Raw genomic sequence first — 17,564 nt, forward strand, 5'->3', positions numbered from 1 at the left:
AAAGTCCGCATCAATCAGCGTCTTTCGCTGATTAATGCGGACTTTTTGCTTTAACGTTTCCACCACGCACGTTCGATTTCCCCCATCGTCACGTACGCCGGATCGATTTGTTTGGCTAACCGGTTCATTCGAGTGACGCCAAGACCGACTCCACCGCTCCAGACAAGTAAGAGAACGAATAAATAACCGGGAGCATTTGGAATCGACAGCATGACGAAGGCAATCAGCCACGCCACAACATAACCGATGATTGTCAGACGGGCTACTTTTTGAACAGTCTGTTGATAGATAGTCGGTGTTAAATACGACTTCATGAGTCGGAGCCGAACGATTTCCCGAACGACTCCAATCCCGCAAAGACAGAAAAACATCCCTTGTCCGAAGACGGATTCAATCGACGGCAAAAACCAAGCAGATACTGCAAAAATCAATCCAGGAATCAAAAAGAAATAGGTGACGATACGCACCGGTCGTTTCATTACATTCAGACGTGCTTGTCGCTCGAATAGGTGTTCCATTGCGATGTTCCTTTCTGTCTGACGAAGCGGGCTACTTCTCCGTCACTGATATAATCGGGATCACGCGCTCCGTCGCGTCGGATGATCCATTCGCTGATGAAATAGAGCGGTGTTAAAATCGTAAAAATTGCCACAAGCATCTGCCAGAACGGTCCCTCGATCGTCTGGGTGATGACGATCGTTAAGATCGCATACAGCAGGACGTGACTGCCAATGCGGAGTAAAAATTGGCGACGGACCTGCGCTTTTGAGATGTAGCCGTCTAAAATTTTTCGTTTTTTTAGTTGGTAGCGAAAATCAGAGCCGAGAAAAAGGGCTGGAATCGTCAAAATCAACAAGGGGATATCAGTCCATTCAATTAAGATGCCGACTGTTATGAATAAGAGCACGTTCCAATACCAACGTGTACCGAGCCATTCGACGTCCCGGTACGCGAGCGCAAGTTTTTGTAGACGTTCTTCACGAGCCGTTTGCATAGTACCTTCTCCTTTAGCGCGCTTTCTGAATTTCTTTTTCCGTGATATACGTTGGATCAATCTTTCGTGAAATGAACTCTAACGTTTTTCGGCAGATCCAGTAGAACGGAATGACGACGATGATCAGACCGATCAAAAAGGACGTGTTCGGTCGATTGGCTGCCCAGACGATCAGACCGGCGAGTGCTCCGTATTGTAAGATGCCGATCAGTACATGTACCTGATAGAGCCGTCTTGCTGAATCCTTTGATGTATATTCCGCGACAAGCGCGAACCGCTTCCGTTGTAGTAACATGTCATAGCCAAAATACAATAACGGGACGATCATCGCATAGATTGGTTTCTCGAGTGTGTTACTGAGCGCTAAGAATGCCGCAAGCATGACCCACATGCCCGTCTTCGTCTTCTGGTGCATCTCTTCGTACAGCTCCGCTAAGGCATCCGTTTGTGTATGTACGTGTTCCATGATCATCCACCTCTCTATACTGTCATATACTTACATTTTACTAGATCGGTTTCATCTGTAGTACGATTTTCGAAAAAAAAGACGTCCTACCGCTTAGGGTAAGACATCTTCCGTGGAGACTACGCACTGACCTGAATGATCAGATAGATGACGCTATAGGCAACAATCGCGAGCGGTATCATCGCGACACCGATCAGCCAGCCGTTTTTGTCGCGGATACCGAGATATAAGACGAGACACCCTACGATGAAGGCGATTAAGGTCGTGAACGGATTCATGGTTGTTCCCCCTCTGACTTGTTTCTGTTCTTAAATTTCCCCCTCTCCTCGTCTCATAAACCCTTCAAGGCGCTTCGGCACGCAAGAAAAGTCAGACGGATTTCCGCCTGACTATATCTTTTGTTCCTTATTTTTTCGTGATGACGACTGTTTTCGTAACAACGTGTCCACCGAGGTCCTTCAGTTTCAAGTTGTACGTGTTTTTCCCCTTCTTGAGCGTCACTTTTTTCGTGATTGTCTTTTTGAAGGCTTTCATCTCGTACGGCTCTTTGAACGTCCGGCGGTATTCTGCGCTACCGTTGAAGTCAAAACGTAACTCGCTGTAGTTATCGCGAAGAACGATCTTCATTTCAGCTGTCTTTGTTTTACTTGAAACGGTTTTTGGTGCAGTGACGCGAATCGTCGGTAGTTCTGTGTCGATGATGACTTGACGATTGAACGCAACGCGGTTCCCTTTACCATCATACGCTTCGACCTTGAATGACTTGACGCCATCCGTCGTGTACGTCACGTCGTGGCTGAAGGCATAGTTTTGTTGCGCCGCATCGAAGCGAAGTTTGACAGACTTACCGTTGATTTTGAACGATTTGATACCTGATTCATCAGAGACGTGACCTGCGATGTTGATGACTTTTGATGTCGCAAGACCAAGTGCGACTGGTGTATCGATTTGAACGTTCGGTACTGCTTTATCGACACCTGTCGTGTTGACGTCTTTTTTCACACTGTTTCCAGCATAATCCTTCACAACGAAGGCAATCTTCGCGCGCTCTGGAAGATCCGTCAACGTGTACGCTTTTTCTGTTGCTGCAAGTGGTTGTTTCAAGACACTCTTACCATTGACGAGGATATCGTATGACGCGACACCTGTTCCTTGGTCACCTGCTGTCCACGAGAGCGTGGATTTCGACGCATCCCATTTCACGGTCGCAGCTGGTTTTTTCGTATCGACATAGACTGGGAAGAGGTTCGACTGCCATTTTGCATTCGGATAATCGATCACGGATTTGACTTTGTAGTAGTAAAGACCATCCTTGACCGGTTTCCCGTTGATTGTTCCGTCCCAAGCTGCGCTTGTGACTGGTGTGTATCCGTCCTCTGAACCGCTATCATAGTAGTTCTTGACGACGTCCGTTTGCGTATCGAGCTTCTGAAGCGTTGCTTTGTTACGGTCAAGAATCGAGTACTCGACTTTTTTCGCATTACGGAGGAACGAGATGATCGGGAAGGCTTCATCTGCGCTACCATCGTTGTTTGGTGAGAACGAGACTTTGTTCGCGACGACATCTCCCGCAGCGTTTGCGCCGAGGAATTCGAAGTTATCCTTCACTTCTGTCGCTAGACCTGTCAAGCCGTAGAATGTGTTATCTTCATCGTACAATGGGGCATCTAGAATCGGAGCTTGATCCCATTTCCCTTTAAAGCCAACGTAAGGAACCGTCAATTCTGGATTCTTACTCTTCGTATCGATCAGACGGACGAATCCTTCGACGAAGTAGCCGTTCTCAAAGACTTGTTCGAGCGGAAGTTCGTTTGCCCAGTCCGTTGTATCCTTCAGATCAACCGATACACTGACTTTCGTTGAGCTCTTCGGATTAATCGAGACCGAACTTGCTTTCTTCGAGCCAACTGCGAATGAGATCGGATATGTGCCTTTGTTTGCATCCACTGTACCGATTGTTCCCTTTTTAAAGATGCCGTTTGCTTCGAGGAAGTTCGATCCTTCTGCACCGAGATCCGATTGAACCGTTCCGGCTAACTTATACGTCACTTTTTCACTGCTGTAGTTTTTCAAATCAAGTGTGAACGTGAACTTCTCGCCGACTTCCTTCAAGGATGCCTTACCTTCACCCGACTTCGTCTCTGTGACGACGACTGGTGTCTTCATGGCAGCACGAAGGTCCATCAACCCTGCACCCTCACGACGTGGAGAGTAGAAGTTGCCTGTTTTTAGCTGCGCATTATATTTTCCTTGATCGAGTTGCGGACGCGACGTGTTCATCAAGATGTTCTTCGCGAGCTTAACGCGTGTCGCACCGTCGACTTTGAAGTCCTTCGCGATTCGTTGCATGACGAGTGCCGTTCCACCAGCAACGTGTGGTGCCGCCATCGATGTCCCACTCATGACGCCATACTCGTTATCGTTGAGCGTTGAGTAGATTTTTCCACCTGGTGCCGTGATTTCTGGCTTGAAGTCAAGGCTTGGTGTGACACCCCAAGACGTAAAGTCAGACATTTGTCCTGCGACCGGGTTATCTGCTGAGACTGCTTTTCCGTCGAACGTGACAGCGATTGCCTTGCCCTCTTTTGCTTTTGCTTCAAGATCGTTTCCGTCTGCGATGCTGAGTGTGACGAGTGGAATCGTCGGATTGTTGAGCGCCATACTGACGTAATCCCCATGATCAACTCGACCGCGGACGATGACACCTGCTGCCCCTTGCTTCTCAGCTTCTGCTTGGATCATACCGTAGTTGAAACCACCGTTACGCACGACGAAGACGACTTTCCCTTTGACGTCTTTGCCTTCGTAGTTCGAAGCTTGACCGTCACCGACATAGACGACATCCTTCTTCTCTTTATCGAAGACGGCAATCGGATTCGGTGAATCTTGTTTTTGGTATGCCAAATAACCAGCATCCTGACCGTCGATCGTCAGTGCCATGCCTTCGAGTGTCAATTTCGTATTTTCGAGTGATGCGACTTGGAGTGCTTGGCTTGTTAAACCTGGGGCACCGACGACACCGATATCCGGGTTCGCTGTGTACGGGTTACCTGCACCATGACCTGCGAATGCCGAGTTACCAGCAGAAATCGCACACAAGATGCCGTTGTTCATCGCGTTGACGATTGCGCGTTGTTCTGGATCATCTGCATTGACGAACGATGCCGTCGAACCGAGACTCATGTTGATGACATCTGCTCCGAGTGCAATCGCATCATCAATCGCTTTAATGTAGATATCGCTGAATGTCGATGGCATTCCTGGATCGTTTCCGAAGACTTTCATCGCGAGGAGTTGTGTTTCCGGTGCGACCCCTTTGATACCACCGTTTGCTTCATCGCCGTTTGCTCCGACCGTACCCGCGACGTGCATCCCGTGCATCGATGCGCCCGCACCTAAATCACGGATTTCGCTATCGTGATCGGCATAGTTATAGCCATACGGTACTTTTTCCGTGAAGTACTTTCCTTTTAAGCCTTTTGTTTCTTTCGCACTATCGACTTTTGAAGAAGTCAAATCGATCTTCGTCTCTGGGCTCAAGACCATGTCCTTATGCGACGGATCGATTCCTGTATCGATGACGGCAACGATCGTTCCTTCCCCTTTAAAACCATAGTCCTGCCATGTTTCCTTCGCATTGACCATGTCCTTGCTGTACAGCATGTCTGGCTTTGCACCTTTAGCAACTTCCGGACGCGCGTATTCATGGGCGATATGTACGCTCTTGACTCCGCTCAGTTGTTTAATGTCTTCGATGTCCCCGAACTTGACTTCACCACTGAATCCATTGATGACGGTTGTGAAGCTTTCCTTATATGTAACGGGAATCGCCTTTTTAGCGATGGCTGACTTGACTGATTTTTGGACGTTGACGAGGCGATCTTTGATCGACTCTTTTTCGGCATTGCTCAATGTGCTATACCGCTTGTTTTGAGCCTGGGCGATTTGAATCGCCGGCTTCTCTTCCATCTCGATGACGACACGGACTTTATCCGATTGTTTGTAGTTCTTCTCTTGCCCCGATTTCTTCAGCGAGAGCGCTTGCGGTTTTTGACCCGTTGCTTTGTCTTGCGACGACAGTGCACCTTGCGCACTGACTAGATTGGAAGACGTCATTAAGACGGCTGCCATAAGTGCAATCTTCTTCTTCATGCGTTCGTTTTCCCCTTTTCTGTAAAACCATAGTAGTACTACTGATAAAACAGTTAAACGAAAATTCTGTATATTTAGTTTAATGAATTTAATGGAAATAAACAATTTATATCTGTCTATTTTTTTAATTTATTTGTTTTTCATGACATTTTATATTTTTAAGGAATTTAACTGGGAGTAAAATAAAAACTCCTCGACGCCTCGAGGAGTTGGATATTTGGTATTGGTGGAGACTATCGGGATCGAACCGACGACCTTTTGGCTGCCAGCCAAACGCTCTCCCAGCTGAGCTAAGCCCCCATGAATTATCTTTAGTATACGCATCACTAACTGCTTTATCAATATAAAAAGAACGCTTTCACAAAAAAGAATCCCTTCCAAAAATCGTCGGAAGGAATTCACGATTCATTTATTCAATTCACGCATCAAATCCGCCTGTCGTTCAAGCTCTGCCTGTTGCTCGAGGATCAAGACCTTTTTGTACGTCCGCGCAGAAATCAAGATACTGATCTCATAGAGAACGAACAATGGAACCGAGATCATCAAGTGTGACGTCACGTCCGGCGGTGCGATCAATGCCGCAACGACGAACAGCGCAAAGTACGCATATTTCCGATTCTTTCGCATGAAATATGGCGTCACGAGACCAAGACGTGTCAGGAACATCGTCACGACCGGCAATTGGAACAGAAGACCAAACGGCATCGTCAAGCGGATTAAGAAACTGAAGTAGTTCTCGACTCCAATGACTTGTTCGATTCCGAGCTCTTTCCCGAGATCCGTTGAGACTTCAAGCAAGAAGGGAAGCAACCAGAAATACGAGAAGGCTACGCCAGCCAAAAATAGAAAGAAGATGACCGGAATATACGTCAATGTCGCTTTTTGCTCCTTGTCATAAAGTCCTGGTCGAACGAATGCCCAGAGTTGATACATCCAGAACGGTGACGCTAAAATCAGCGCAATGATGAACGCAAGATTCAAATACAACATTAAAGGATCGGCGACGTTGAAGGCATTCAAACCGATGCCGAGCTCTTTTAAGTCCGCTTGCAAGAAGCGAACGAGCGGTCGGACGAGCGGAAATGCGACAGCGAACAGGACGACGACGATGATAAGCGACCAGACGATCCGCTTGCGCAGTTCGTCAAGGTGCGACGTCATGCTTTGCTCTTGATCAACCGTCATGATTCAATCACTTCTCTTTCGGTTCGTCCTTTTTATCGTCGTCCATGATGCCGTTCGTGGCATTCTTGAACTCTTTCAATGTCTGACCCGCAGCGCGTCCGAATTCTGGTAACTTCTTCGGTCCGAAGATGATCAACGCGACGACCGCGATTAATCCAATGCTCGCTGGTCCGATACCTAGTGTGAGCGGGATAAGGTTTTCCATTATGATTTCACTCCTTCAGCTGATTGCGAATAATGCTTCATGAAATAAACTAACGACTGCAACTCGATCGATAAATCGATGTGATGGACCCGGACGCTCGCTGGCACGTTCAACCGCGCTGGCGTAAAGTTCAGGATGCCTGTCACACCATACTCGACTAACTCATCCGCTACTGACTGTGCGAACTGCGATGGAACCGTCAAGATGGCAACATCGACCTGATTCGCTTCGATTTGTTCTTTCATGTCCGAAACATGATAGATTGGAACGTCATGCGTCGTTGTTCCGACCTTCTCTTCGTCCGCATCAAACGCAACGACTATCCGAGTACTATTATTCTTTAAAAAGTTATAATTTGCAAACGCTGTTCCGAGATGACCGACCCCGATTAAGGCAACATTCGTCACCTCATCTTGATTCAAGGTTTTGCGGAAAAACGTTAAGAGATGTTGAACGTTATATCCATACCCCTTCTTCCCTAATGCCCCAAAGTAGGAAAAATCGCGACGAATCGTTGCTGAATCAACCTTCACCGCCTCGCTTAACTCAGCAGAAGAGACGCGGAGCTTGCCTGAATTGTATAAACTTTGGATGAAGCGATAATATAGCGGCAACCGTTTTGCTGTCGCTTGTGGAATTTTTGTGTCTGGTCCATTCATCCTGCAGTTCCCCCTTCGGCCACATCCATCGTGGCACCCAAATCTTTGCAAAAAGCTTTCTACTCTCCTTGATTGTAAACCACTTCACATAGAGTCACAAATAATATATTCCGCAGGACCTCGCGCTTTTGTTCGTGATAGACTAAAGGGTGGAAGGATGGATGGAAATGATACTCTTACAAGTCAATCAACTCTCGAAATCATTCGGCGTCGAGCCGATTTTAGAAAATATCAAACTGGAAGTACAAGAGCGGGATCGGATTGCGCTCGTCGGACGAAACGGTGCCGGTAAATCGACCTTGCTCAAAATCATCGCTGGTGAACTCAGTCATGACTCGGGCGACATCATGAAAGGCAAGGATGTCAAAATCGGTTATCTTGCACAAGACAGTGGTCTCGAATCGAATGAGACGATCTGGAACGAGATGCTGACCGTCTTTGAACATCTACAGGAACAAGAACGGACACTGCGCCGGATGGAAATCGAAATGGGCATGGAGCATATCTTGAACGACCCGGTCGCTTACGATCGTCTCTTGAAGACATACGATCAAGCACAACACGACTTCTCAGAAGCCGGTGGTTATCAGTTCGAAGCGAATATCCGCTCCGTCCTGCACGGCATGCGCTTTTATCCGGATGATTACTCGCGCCGGATTCAGACATTATCCGGTGGTCAACGGACACGACTCGCCTTAGCGAAGATGCTTCTGCAAGCACCAGAGCTCCTCATTCTTGATGAGCCGACCAACCACCTTGATATCGATACACTCGCTTGGCTCGAAAGTTACCTCGGCGGTTATCGTGGCGCCGTCCTGATCGTCTCACACGACCGGTACTTCCTCGACCAAGTCGTCAATGTCGTCTATGAGCTGTCGCGCAATGTCTGTCGTAAGTTCACCGGGAACTACACGAAGTACTTGGAACAAAAAGCGGCCTTGTACGATCAAGAAATGAAACAGTTCGAACAGCAACAAGAAGAAATCGCGAAGATGCAGGACTTCATTCAACGCAACATCGCCCGGGCGACGACGACAAAACGTGCCCAAAGTGTCCGGAAACGGCTCGAGAAGGTCGACCGACTCGACCGACCAGATGGGGATGAACGTAGCACGGTCCTGTCCTTCCCGATTGAAAAACAGAGCGGGAACGATGTTCTTCAAGTCAATCAACTGGCGATTGGTTACGAAGAAGCTGTCTCAAAAGACATCACGTTCCGCTTGCAACGCGGTGAATCACTGGCACTCGTCGGACCAAACGGAATCGGAAAGTCGACGCTCTTGAAAGTTCTCGTCGGTCGCTTACGCCCCCTATTCGGTGATTTCCGATTCGGAACCGGCGTCTCGATCGGATATTACGATCAAGAGCAGGCGGAACTCAATGACCGGAACCGTGTCATCGATGAGATTTGGAACGAATGGCCATTGATGCGTGAACAAGAAGTCCGTTCTGTCCTCGGACAATTCTTGTTTAGCGGCGACGATGTCTTCAAAATTGTCCATGAGTTATCCGGTGGCGAACGCGGACGTCTCGCACTCGCAAAACTGAAACTACGGAAGACGAACGTCCTCGTCCTCGATGAGCCGACGAACCACTTGGATTTGGATTCGAAGATGGTCCTTGAAAACGCCCTCGTCGACTACGAAGGAACGCTGTTATTCGTCTCTCACGACCGTTACTTCATAGACCGGATCGCGACACGCGTCATTGAGATGAGTGAAGCGGGTGTGACGGAATACCTCGGTGATTATTCGTACTACACGGAGAAGAAGGCGGAGCAAGAAGAGATTGCTCGTCTTGAAGCGGAGGAAGCAAAAGCCGCAAAGGTCACGGCGTCGAAGACGATCGATAAAGAAGCACAGAAAGAAGAACGCAAGCGCCGTCAGCAAATCGAACAGCTTGAACAAGATATCGAACGGCTCGAACAGCGTTCGGCGGAAATTGAACAATTACTCTGTGAACCAGAAGTCTTCAATGATATTCCGAAAGCAACGGCTCTTTCAGCAGAACGTGATCAAATTGATGTTGATCTACTCGAATTGATGGAACGATGGGAGAACCAACACTGATGCGGACGAAAAGCTTTTTCATCAACTTGATTCAAGGACTGCTATCCGGCATTCTTTATTTCGTACCGATGTATGCGGACTACGTGTCCACCTTCATCCGACCGGATGCTTTTAATGCTGCGCTTCCTTTGTTTCTTCTGATTTCTTGTATGATCGGTCTCGTCATCCAGACATGGAGCGGTCTCTTCGTCAGTTTACTCTCAGGACTATGCTGTACGCTCCTGACGACACAGCTATTCGTCGAACTCAATGACCCGTTGATCCTATCGTATTACGGTAGTGTCTCACCGCTCACCGCTTTCTTGATCAGCTGTGTCGGCATTTGGGCACTCGCAATCGTCTTTTATTTGCTCGATGGCTATCAGTACAGTAAACGTCATGGTCTTGAAGCCTCTTCAAACGAAATCGATTCGCAACCTTGAAGTCCGATCGATGAATCAGATGAACGACATGAGAAAAAGAGTGGAGATTCCGGTAGCTAGACCGGTCTCTCCACTCCTTTTGTTTGAATCAAAACGAATCGTACGATGAATCAAGCATTCACGCTTCTATCATTTTGTCGGTCGGGCAATCGTAAACGTCTTCCCGATCGTCGCATAATCATTCCCTGCTAAACGAGCGACAGCCTTCAAGCCTGCTGCGTCAATCCGGAACGAATCGACGAGTTCATCCGCGACGTGATAACGCAGTACTTCCCCAATCAGAAGATCGGCACCTTCTAGCTCGACGTGTTGCGTCAAGCGCATCTCGAAGCGGATTTTCGCTTCCGCGATTCCGGGTACTTCGATCGCGTCACTATCGACGAGCGTCAAATCCGTCCGCTCAAGCTCACTTTTACCGTAAGCAAGTGGCGCTGCTGTCTCATTGACTGCGTCGACTATCTCTTCGCTGACGATATGGATGACATAACTTTGTTTTGCTAAGATGTTACGTGCCGTATCCTTCTGCCCCTGATCCGTCCGTTGTACGGCAATCACCAGTTGCGGCGGACTGCTTGAAGCGACCGTAAAGAAGGAAAACGGTGCGGCGTTGACCGTCCCGTCTTCTCCTTGCGTTGTCACGAAAGCAATCGGACGCGGAATGATGCTTCCGATCAGTAATTTATAATTGTCTTTTGCGCTAAGCGTTGATGCCTCGAACTTCATGAATGACCCACCTTTTTCTTCACCCGATGAGTGCAGCGAGTGAATAGTCTCCAGCACCGATCATCGCTACACCAAGCGCGATGACGATCAATGCCATGTTGTATTCGTACCCGTTCTGCGTCACCCAGTAACCATTCGCACCGTGTACTTTAACGATCGCGACAAGCATCGATCCGATGATGAGGAGTGCTGCGATCCAGAGGAATACGCCTCCTGCAAACAACAAGCCGCCGATCAATTCAGCAAGACCTGCCGTAATCGCGAGTGCCTTCCCTGGCTTCATGCCGATTGATTCGAACCAACCGCCTGTTCCAGCGATTCCGTGTCCACCGAACCAACCAAATAATTTTTGTGTCCCGTGTGCAGCGAACGTCAAGCCGATGATTAAACGAATAATTAAAAGTCCTGTATCCATCATTTCTCTCTTCTCCTTTTACCTAATGTTTTCTAGTTACTTTAAGTAACCCAATAAACAGACTATATCTTATCACTTACTAAAAGTAAATAGATTTGTTTTAGTTCTTTTTGTTACATTAAGTAAAATGATTCGATTTTTTTAGCAGAAGCGGGTATACTACAACTATAGAAAGGATGAGTGCTGATGGAAGAAGTCGCAATCCAACCGGCTCTTTGTCCCAAAGTCGAACATGCCTTTGAAATCTTAGGTAAGAAATGGACAGGTCTGATTTTGCGTCACTTGTTGACGAAGACATGTCGTTTCAATGAGATTCAAGATGCCATTCCCGAATTATCAGGTCGTATGCTCACGGAACGTATGAAGGAGCTCGAAGCGGAAGGCATCGTCATCCGGACTGTCATTCCCGATCGTCCGATTAAGATTCAATACAGTTTGACCGACAAAGGGCGTCAACTCGAACCGGTCATTCGTTCCATTGAGGAATGGGCCGAACTACAAGACTAATGTATGAAAAAGCATCTTCTTTGGAAGGTGTTTTTTTATATGACCTTTGACATTGATAATCATTATCAATTAAAGTGGAGAAGTACAGCGAAAGGAGGAAGATGCATGCATATCGCGATTGGATTCGTCAGCATGTCCGGTAATACGGAAGATATCGTCTCGCTCATTCAAACGGAACTTGAGCAACACGATGTCAACGTGACAATCACAGAACTAGATCAATTCGTCGGGGAGGATCTAACACGTTTTGATGGTCTATTACTCGGCTCATATACATGGGGTGACGGTGATTTACCGTATGAAGCGGAAGATTTCGTTGAGGAGCTCCGGGAACAATCCTTACAGGGAATACCGGCGGCTGCTTTTGGTTCGGGGGATCTTGATTATCCGAAGTACTGCGCAGCCGTTGATTTAATTGAAGACGCATTAAAAGAAGCTGGAGCGACGATCGTCACGGATGGCTTGAAGATTGAGTTTGATCCGAATACCCCGGAGAAACAAGCCGCTTGTCGTGCGTTCGCGCAGACGTTTCATCGCTTTTTACAACAGGTTCATGCTTGAGTGTCGTTTGAATCCGTACTGTAAGGGAATCGTTAAAGCAGACTCTATGAAAGTGAGATGAATGTTTTATGACGATTCAAGCACTCGTCTTTGACGTCTACGGTACATTATTCGATGTCCATTCCGTCAAAGAACAAGCCGAAGCGCTTTATCCGGATCACGGAGAAGCGATCAGTAAACGCTGGCGGGAGAAACAATTGGAGTACTCCTTCTTGCGACAATTGAACGGACAGTATGTGCCGTTCAGCCAAGTGACACAAGATGCGCTCCGCTACACGTTACTTGAACTGAAGCTCCACGTGACCGAGGAACAAATCACGACCTTAATGGAAACGTACCTGACACTTGATGTGTATCCCGAAGTCAGCTCCGTTCTCGAGACGATGGCAGATAAGCGCCTGGTCGTCTTCTCGAATGGTTCCCATGATATGCTCGATCCACTGATTGAGCAGTCAGGCTTAGCCGATCGGTTCGAACATCTCGTCAGTGTCGATGACATCAAACAATATAAACCGGCTCCTGCATCCTATATGCACGCCTTAAACACACTCGGTCTAAAACGCGAGGAGATTTTATTCATGTCCTCGAACGGTTGGGACATCACCGGTGCGAAGAGTTTCGGTTTCAAAACGGCATGGATCAATCGAAATGGACTTCCGGTCGAGGAATTGAATCTCGATCCCGATCGCATCTATGATGACTTAACGGGTATTACTGAATGGCAATGAACGAACAACAGCGGACTCCTATTTAGGAATCCGCTGTTGTTATGGCTTTAGTAATTCGAAAGACGTGAGTAACCCTTCTTGAATAGATCAAGTTTCAGACCGCCTTCTCTTTCAATGAAGAAGAGGTATTCGTTTTGATCCGTATCTTTATAGAAGACCTTAAATAACGTCAACGTCCGCTTTTTATTGTTCTCAACAGCCGTCACCTCGTGCTTCGAGATCACCTCGGCTTGGACTTGTTCTGCATCCATCTTTTTAATCATTGGTTCGAACGATTTCTTCTCTTGATCCGTCACCGGTGTTCCGGAAGCAATCATGAAATAATCATCACTCGCCTTGTTCGTTAAGCCATACTTGCGATCGACGATGACGACGTTACTGAGCTTACCATTGACTGTTTGATCAAAGGCATATAACTTTTGAATCCGGTTCTTTTCCCCTTCGGCACGTCCGATTTCGTAAAGTGGACGTTGTTTCGTGTTCGTCTCGACCGCTTTCTTATCGGGTACGAGTTCTTCCTTATAGGCGACTTGGTATGCGTTGACGATTTCTCGGACCTGAAGTCCGATTGCGACGATGACCAGTACCGCTAACAATGCGATGATGACTTTTTTCATTCCATTTCCCCCAAGTTGTTCGGATTCCTTACTTTAAATCTAGCCCAGGTTCTGCATTCATGGCAAGTGTCGAATGGCGTAATGCGCGATATGGATGAATCGCGGCTGCTCCGATCATCGCCGCATTGTCTCCACACAGGTGCATCGGCGGAATGACGAGATCAATACCTTCTTTTGCACACGCTGCTTCGAGACCTTGGCGTAATCCTTTGTTAGCAGCGACGCCACCAGCAAGTAGCAATTGGCGTCCCCCTTTATCCTTCACGGCACGGACCGCCTTCGTCACGAGTACTTCGACGACACTCGCTTGGAAACTTGCAGCTAAATCTTCCGGAATGATCGTTTCTCCCCGTTGTTCGGCGTTATGCACGGCATTGATGACTGCTGATTTCAAACCACTGAAGCTAAAGTCATACGAGTCCTTCTCGAGCCAGACGCGTGGAAAATGGAACGTATCCTGACCAGTCTGTGCCAACTGGTCGATCCGTGGACCACCTGGATACGGTAACTTCAACGTCCGAGCAACTTTATCATATGCTTCTCCGGCGGCATCATCCCGTGTTTCACCGATGACTTCATATACACCGTCTTCTGGCATGTAGATCAGTTCCGTATGCCCACCTGATGCAATCAAACAGACGAGCGGGAACTCAAGCTCTTGCACGAGACGATTCGCATAGATATGACCTGCGATATGATGAACACCAATCAATGGTTTATCATGCGCAAAGGCGAGTGCCTTCGCTGCGCTGACACCAACGAGTAAAGCCCCGACCAGTCCCGGTCCTTCCGTGACAGCGATCGCATCGATATCGTCGATTGTGACGTTCGCTTCCGTCAAGGCATCATCAATGACGTATGTGATCCGTTCGACGTGATGACGTGACGCCACTTCGGGCACGACGCCACCGAATCGTTTATGACTTTCGATTTGAGACGAGACGACGTTCGATAAGACGTCGGTTCCTCCACGGACGACGGCAGCCGCCGTTTCGTCGCAACTCGATTCGATTGCTAGAATCAATGGTTGTGTCATAGGTCTTCTCCCTCCAGTTCCAGCCAGTAGATGGCAGCATCTTCATTGTTATCTTGATAATATCGTTTTCGAACACCGACATACTGGAATCCAAGTTTTTCGTATAAAGTCCGCGCCGGTGTGTTCGAGACACGTACTTCGAGTGTCATTGCCCGCAAACCAAGCGCACGACCGACGGCGATCAATGCCGTTAGCAAATCTACACCAAGTCCTTGTCCGCGGTGTGACTGCTTGACGGCAATATTCGTAATATGTCCTTCATCCGCGATATGCCACAGACCAGCAAATCCGACGATACCATCTTGATCGGCAACGACATAATAGGCATTCGGATTTTGCGTCATTTCCGCTTCGAAGGCATCTAGCGTCCACGGTGTCGCAAACGATTCGAGTTCGACCGCATGAACACCTGCAGCATCCTGTACGGTCATACGACGAATGCCCTTACTCATGACGCTGTGCCTCGATCCATTTCGCTTCTGCTTCAGCTAGACGCAGGTAGCGTGGCTCAAACGCATGCGCTTCGACTGTCTGACGTGTTGCGCCGAGTAAAGCGAGTACGCCGGCACGCGGCGTCCGGAAAGCAGGAGCCGCCTTTTCGAAGGGCTGAAGAATCTCTTCGAACGCATCGACGTCTCCTGTGACGAGTGTATCTGCCGGTAACGTCTTCACAAAAGATGCAATTTCGACATGCTGTTCTTCACCGATTCGTTCTCCAGCTTCGTATACTCCGACAAACCCTGCTCCACGCCGCGCATCTTGAATCGCTGCGACGCGTCCCGTATGACCTGTCGAAGCTGCCATCAGTTCAAGTGTCGAGATGGCAACGAGCTCGATGCCGAGTGTATACGCGAGCGTCTTTGCTGTCGTCGCTCCAATCCGTAAACCCGTATAAGAACCAGGACCGTCAGCAACGACGACGCGTGTCAGTTGAGCCGGTGTCCATTTTGCTTCCGCCATCAAGCGCTCAAGTAACGGCATGAGTTTCGTCGCATGATTCAAAGACGTGACGTAAGATGCTTCTGCTACAATCTGTTTCCCGTCTGAAAGAGCGACCGATAGTTGTTTCGTCGATGTATCAATAGCTACGATTTTCATGATTTCAATCCCTCACATAATGTAATGTATCGTTCTCCGATCGGCTTCAGCTCAAAACGTCGGCTATCGTCACCTGTTCGTGTAATCGTGATTGCCAATCGATCAGGTGGAAGGCTGTCCGCAATCAATTCAGACCACTCGACGACAGCGACGCCTTCACCATTCAAATATTCTTCAAGTCCAATATCATCACCAGAACCTTCTAAGCGATAGACATCCATATGATAAAGAGGAAGACGCCCCGTATAGACTTTCATGATCGTAAAGGTTGGACTGTTAACGTGACGCGTCACACCTAACCCTTTCGCAAAGCTTTGGGTGAAAGTCGTTTTCCCAGCACCTAAGTCTCCGTCAAGCGTAATGACCATCCCTGCTTCAGCACGTCGTCCGAGTTCAAGGGCTAAAGCAGTCGTTTCTTCCAAGCTGTTCATTTCCAGTTCTATCATACGATGTCTCCTCCTTTAATACGTACTGTTCGTCCTTCTCTATTGTACCGGACGAAAAAGGCAAAAAAAAATACGAAACGCTGAACGTTTCGTAGTAAAGTTGAAGTTAAGTTTAAAATTGGTTGCGGGGGCCGGATTTGAACCGACGACCTTTGGGTTATGAGCCCAACGAGCTACCAGACTGCTCCACCCCGCGACGATAAACGTTTCGGATTTGATTATTTAAAAATTGGTTGCGGGGGCCGGATTTGAACCGACGACCTTTGGGTTATGAGCCCAACGAGCTACCAGACTGCTCCACCCCGCGATGATATAACGTTTCGACAGATATTAATATAACATGTGTCTTTTAAATTGGCAAGTCTTTTTGCCTTATTTCTTTTTACTAACTGTCATAATGAATATTCTTCTATACTGATACGAAAGGAGTGAGCAGATGGGATACTTATTAGATTTACGAAAAATCGTAGGGAACCGACCGTTGATCAGCGTGGGTGCGACCGTACTCGTCCTGAATCCACAGCATGAACTGCTATTTCAATATCGTTCGGATACACACAGTTGGGGACTTCCCGGTGGGTCGATGGAACCAGGTGAGACACTTGAAGAAGTCGCGATGCGTGAATTAGAGGAAGAAACCGGCCTTCAAGCACGCAGCGTTCAACTACTAGACGTCTTCTCAGGTCCAGATTACTTCTTCCTTTATCCAAATGGCGATCAAACCTACAGTGTGATCCATCTCTTTCAAGCAAAAGGAATATCGGGTACATTACAGATGACGGACGGAGAGAGCCTCGATCTTCGTTATTTTCCACTTGATCAACTACCAGACCCACTTGAAGCACGAGCCGCTGCGCTTTTGAAACAAGTCATCTCTCGTCTTGTCGAAACAACACCTTGAATTTAATGTAGATGTCGTATTTTAAAACTGGCTGTCATTTGGTCAGTTTTTTCTTTTCTACAACAAAAAACTGACCTGCAATCTGCAGATCAGTCAAGTGCCTGGCAACGTCCTATCCTCACAGGGGGAAGCCCCCAACTACTTTCGGCGTTCAAGTGCTTAACTTCCGTGTTCGGCATGGGAACGGGTGTGACCACTTGGCTATCGTCACCAGACGACGGGCTCGCGCCCTCAAAACTGAAGTCATCAACAAGCATCTGCTAGAACAAGGCCTCGACCGATTAGTATCACTCAGCTCCACATGTCGCCATGCTTCCACCCGTGACCTATCTACCTCATCGTCTCTGAGGGGTCTTTCTTGATTACTCAAAGGGAAATCT

General features: G+C 47.9%; 21 protein-coding genes, 3 tRNA genes and 2 rRNA genes. 6 read left to right on the forward strand and 20 right to left on the reverse strand.

Annotated features, from left to right (window positions below; translation table 11 throughout):
• Positions 1-50 precede the first annotated feature (50 nt).
• The 9 genes from ACZGCQ_RS11645 to ACZGCQ_RS11685 form a co-directional block, all read right to left on the reverse strand.
• Positions 51-518, reverse strand: coding sequence for a hypothetical protein (locus tag ACZGCQ_RS11645; protein WP_481266350.1), 468 nt, complete (start codon positions 516-518; stop codon positions 51-53).
• Positions 485-994, reverse strand: a complete 510-nt coding sequence (locus tag ACZGCQ_RS11650) for a hypothetical protein (protein ID WP_290721724.1) — start codon at positions 992-994, stop codon at positions 485-487. The genes ACZGCQ_RS11645 and ACZGCQ_RS11650 overlap by 34 nt, the downstream gene beginning before the upstream one ends.
• Before the next feature lie 13 nt (positions 995-1,007).
• The gene (locus ACZGCQ_RS11655) at positions 1,008-1,460 is read right to left on the reverse strand and encodes a hypothetical protein (protein WP_481266351.1); all 453 of its coding nucleotides are present in this window, start codon (positions 1,458-1,460) and stop codon (positions 1,008-1,010) included.
• A 119-nt stretch (positions 1,461-1,579) separates the two neighbouring features.
• A complete protein-coding gene (locus ACZGCQ_RS11660; protein WP_014971497.1) occupies positions 1,580-1,738 on the reverse strand; it encodes a hypothetical protein in 159 nt (52 codons plus the stop codon).
• 127 nt (positions 1,739-1,865) lie between these two features.
• Positions 1,866-5,612, reverse strand: coding sequence for a S8 family serine peptidase (locus tag ACZGCQ_RS11665; protein WP_481266352.1), 3,747 nt, complete (start codon positions 5,610-5,612; stop codon positions 1,866-1,868).
• Positions 5,613-5,836: 224 nt separating this feature from the next.
• Positions 5,837-5,912, reverse strand: a tRNA-Ala gene (locus ACZGCQ_RS11670).
• A gap of 105 nt (positions 5,913-6,017) precedes the next feature.
• Positions 6,018-6,797 carry a twin-arginine translocase subunit TatC gene (tatC, locus tag ACZGCQ_RS11675; RefSeq protein ID WP_029342824.1) on the reverse strand — a complete coding sequence of 260 codons (780 nt, stop codon included), beginning with the start codon at positions 6,795-6,797 and terminating at the stop codon, positions 6,018-6,020.
• A 7-nt stretch (positions 6,798-6,804) separates the two neighbouring features.
• Positions 6,805-7,002 carry a twin-arginine translocase TatA/TatE family subunit gene (locus ACZGCQ_RS11680; protein ID WP_029342825.1) on the reverse strand — a complete coding sequence of 66 codons (198 nt, stop codon included), beginning with the start codon at positions 7,000-7,002 and terminating at the stop codon, positions 6,805-6,807.
• A complete protein-coding gene (locus tag ACZGCQ_RS11685; protein ID WP_023469604.1) occupies positions 7,002-7,661 on the reverse strand; it encodes a redox-sensing transcriptional repressor Rex in 660 nt (219 codons plus the stop codon). The genes ACZGCQ_RS11680 and ACZGCQ_RS11685 overlap by 1 nt, the downstream gene beginning before the upstream one ends.
• A gap of 167 nt (positions 7,662-7,828) precedes the next feature.
• Here ACZGCQ_RS11685 and ACZGCQ_RS11690 point away from each other — a divergent pair, with 167 nt between their 5' ends.
• Together ACZGCQ_RS11690 and ACZGCQ_RS11695 are read left to right on the forward strand one after the other, a co-directional pair.
• On the forward strand, positions 7,829-9,730 hold the full coding sequence (locus tag ACZGCQ_RS11690) for an ATP-binding cassette domain-containing protein (protein WP_029342826.1): 1,902 nt from the start codon (positions 7,829-7,831) through the stop codon (positions 9,728-9,730).
• On the forward strand, positions 9,712-10,152 hold the full coding sequence (locus ACZGCQ_RS11695) for a hypothetical protein (protein WP_481266353.1): 441 nt from the start codon (positions 9,712-9,714) through the stop codon (positions 10,150-10,152). Before ACZGCQ_RS11690 ends, ACZGCQ_RS11695 begins: the two co-directional genes overlap by 19 nt.
• A 129-nt stretch (positions 10,153-10,281) precedes the next feature.
• Here ACZGCQ_RS11695 and ACZGCQ_RS11700 read toward each other — a convergent pair whose 3' ends face one another.
• Complete coding sequence (locus ACZGCQ_RS11700) at positions 10,282-10,875, reverse strand: flavin reductase family protein (protein WP_350465255.1); 594 nt, start codon at positions 10,873-10,875, stop codon at positions 10,282-10,284.
• Positions 10,876-10,894: 19 nt separating this feature from the next.
• Entirely contained in the window at positions 10,895-11,293 is a 399-nt protein-coding gene (locus ACZGCQ_RS11705; RefSeq protein WP_023469608.1) for a DoxX family protein, read from the reverse strand.
• Between the two features lie 183 nt (positions 11,294-11,476).
• Here ACZGCQ_RS11705 and ACZGCQ_RS11710 point away from each other — a divergent pair, with 183 nt between their 5' ends.
• From ACZGCQ_RS11710 to ACZGCQ_RS11720, 3 genes are all read left to right on the forward strand, one after another.
• Positions 11,477-11,797: a winged helix-turn-helix transcriptional regulator gene (locus tag ACZGCQ_RS11710; RefSeq protein ID WP_023469609.1), complete on the forward strand. Its 321-nt coding sequence runs from the start codon at positions 11,477-11,479 to the stop codon at positions 11,795-11,797.
• 105 nt (positions 11,798-11,902) lie between these two features.
• The gene (locus ACZGCQ_RS11715) at positions 11,903-12,358 is read left to right on the forward strand and encodes a flavodoxin (protein WP_481266354.1); all 456 of its coding nucleotides are present in this window, start codon (positions 11,903-11,905) and stop codon (positions 12,356-12,358) included.
• A 68-nt stretch (positions 12,359-12,426) separates the two neighbouring features.
• Positions 12,427-13,086, forward strand: coding sequence for a haloacid dehalogenase type II (locus ACZGCQ_RS11720; protein ID WP_023469611.1), 660 nt, complete (start codon positions 12,427-12,429; stop codon positions 13,084-13,086).
• A 47-nt stretch (positions 13,087-13,133) separates the two neighbouring features.
• On the opposite strand, the gene ACZGCQ_RS11725 is transcribed toward ACZGCQ_RS11720, so the two are convergent.
• The 7 genes from ACZGCQ_RS11725 to ACZGCQ_RS11755 all read right to left on the reverse strand — a co-directional run bounded on the left by ACZGCQ_RS11725 (position 13,134) and on the right by ACZGCQ_RS11755 (position 16,590).
• Positions 13,134-13,703 (reverse strand): hypothetical protein, encoded by a 570-nt coding sequence (locus ACZGCQ_RS11725; RefSeq protein ID WP_481266355.1) that lies wholly within the window; start codon positions 13,701-13,703, stop codon positions 13,134-13,136.
• Positions 13,704-13,731: 28 nt separating this feature from the next.
• Positions 13,732-14,739, reverse strand: coding sequence for a tRNA (adenosine(37)-N6)-threonylcarbamoyltransferase complex transferase subunit TsaD (gene tsaD, locus ACZGCQ_RS11730; protein WP_214728451.1), 1,008 nt, complete (start codon positions 14,737-14,739; stop codon positions 13,732-13,734).
• Positions 14,736-15,191 carry a ribosomal protein S18-alanine N-acetyltransferase gene (gene rimI, locus ACZGCQ_RS11735; protein ID WP_481266356.1) on the reverse strand — a complete coding sequence of 152 codons (456 nt, stop codon included), beginning with the start codon at positions 15,189-15,191 and terminating at the stop codon, positions 14,736-14,738. Before rimI ends, tsaD begins: the two co-directional genes overlap by 4 nt.
• Positions 15,184-15,837: a tRNA (adenosine(37)-N6)-threonylcarbamoyltransferase complex dimerization subunit type 1 TsaB gene (gene tsaB / locus ACZGCQ_RS11740; RefSeq protein WP_481266357.1), complete on the reverse strand. Its 654-nt coding sequence runs from the start codon at positions 15,835-15,837 to the stop codon at positions 15,184-15,186. The genes rimI and tsaB overlap by 8 nt, the downstream gene beginning before the upstream one ends.
• Positions 15,834-16,283, reverse strand: coding sequence for a tRNA (adenosine(37)-N6)-threonylcarbamoyltransferase complex ATPase subunit type 1 TsaE (tsaE, locus tag ACZGCQ_RS11745; protein ID WP_029342835.1), 450 nt, complete (start codon positions 16,281-16,283; stop codon positions 15,834-15,836). The genes tsaB and tsaE overlap by 4 nt, the downstream gene beginning before the upstream one ends.
• Before the next feature lie 119 nt (positions 16,284-16,402).
• Positions 16,403-16,479, reverse strand: a tRNA-Met gene (locus ACZGCQ_RS11750).
• Positions 16,480-16,513: 34 nt separating this feature from the next.
• Positions 16,514-16,590 (reverse strand) — tRNA-Met (locus ACZGCQ_RS11755).
• 129 nt (positions 16,591-16,719) lie between these two features.
• Here ACZGCQ_RS11755 and ACZGCQ_RS11760 point away from each other — a divergent pair.
• Positions 16,720-17,184, forward strand: coding sequence for an NUDIX hydrolase (locus ACZGCQ_RS11760; RefSeq protein WP_481266358.1), 465 nt, complete (start codon positions 16,720-16,722; stop codon positions 17,182-17,184).
• Positions 17,185-17,283: 99 nt separating this feature from the next.
• Here ACZGCQ_RS11760 and rrf read toward each other — a convergent pair.
• Together rrf and ACZGCQ_RS11770 are read right to left on the reverse strand one after the other, a co-directional pair.
• Positions 17,284-17,399: ribosomal RNA gene (gene rrf, locus ACZGCQ_RS11765) — 5S ribosomal RNA — on the reverse strand.
• 46 nt (positions 17,400-17,445) lie between these two features.
• Positions 17,446-17,564 (reverse strand): 23S ribosomal RNA (locus ACZGCQ_RS11770); the annotation flags it as partial.

Source organism: Exiguobacterium sp. HSB13, assembly GCF_056764755.1.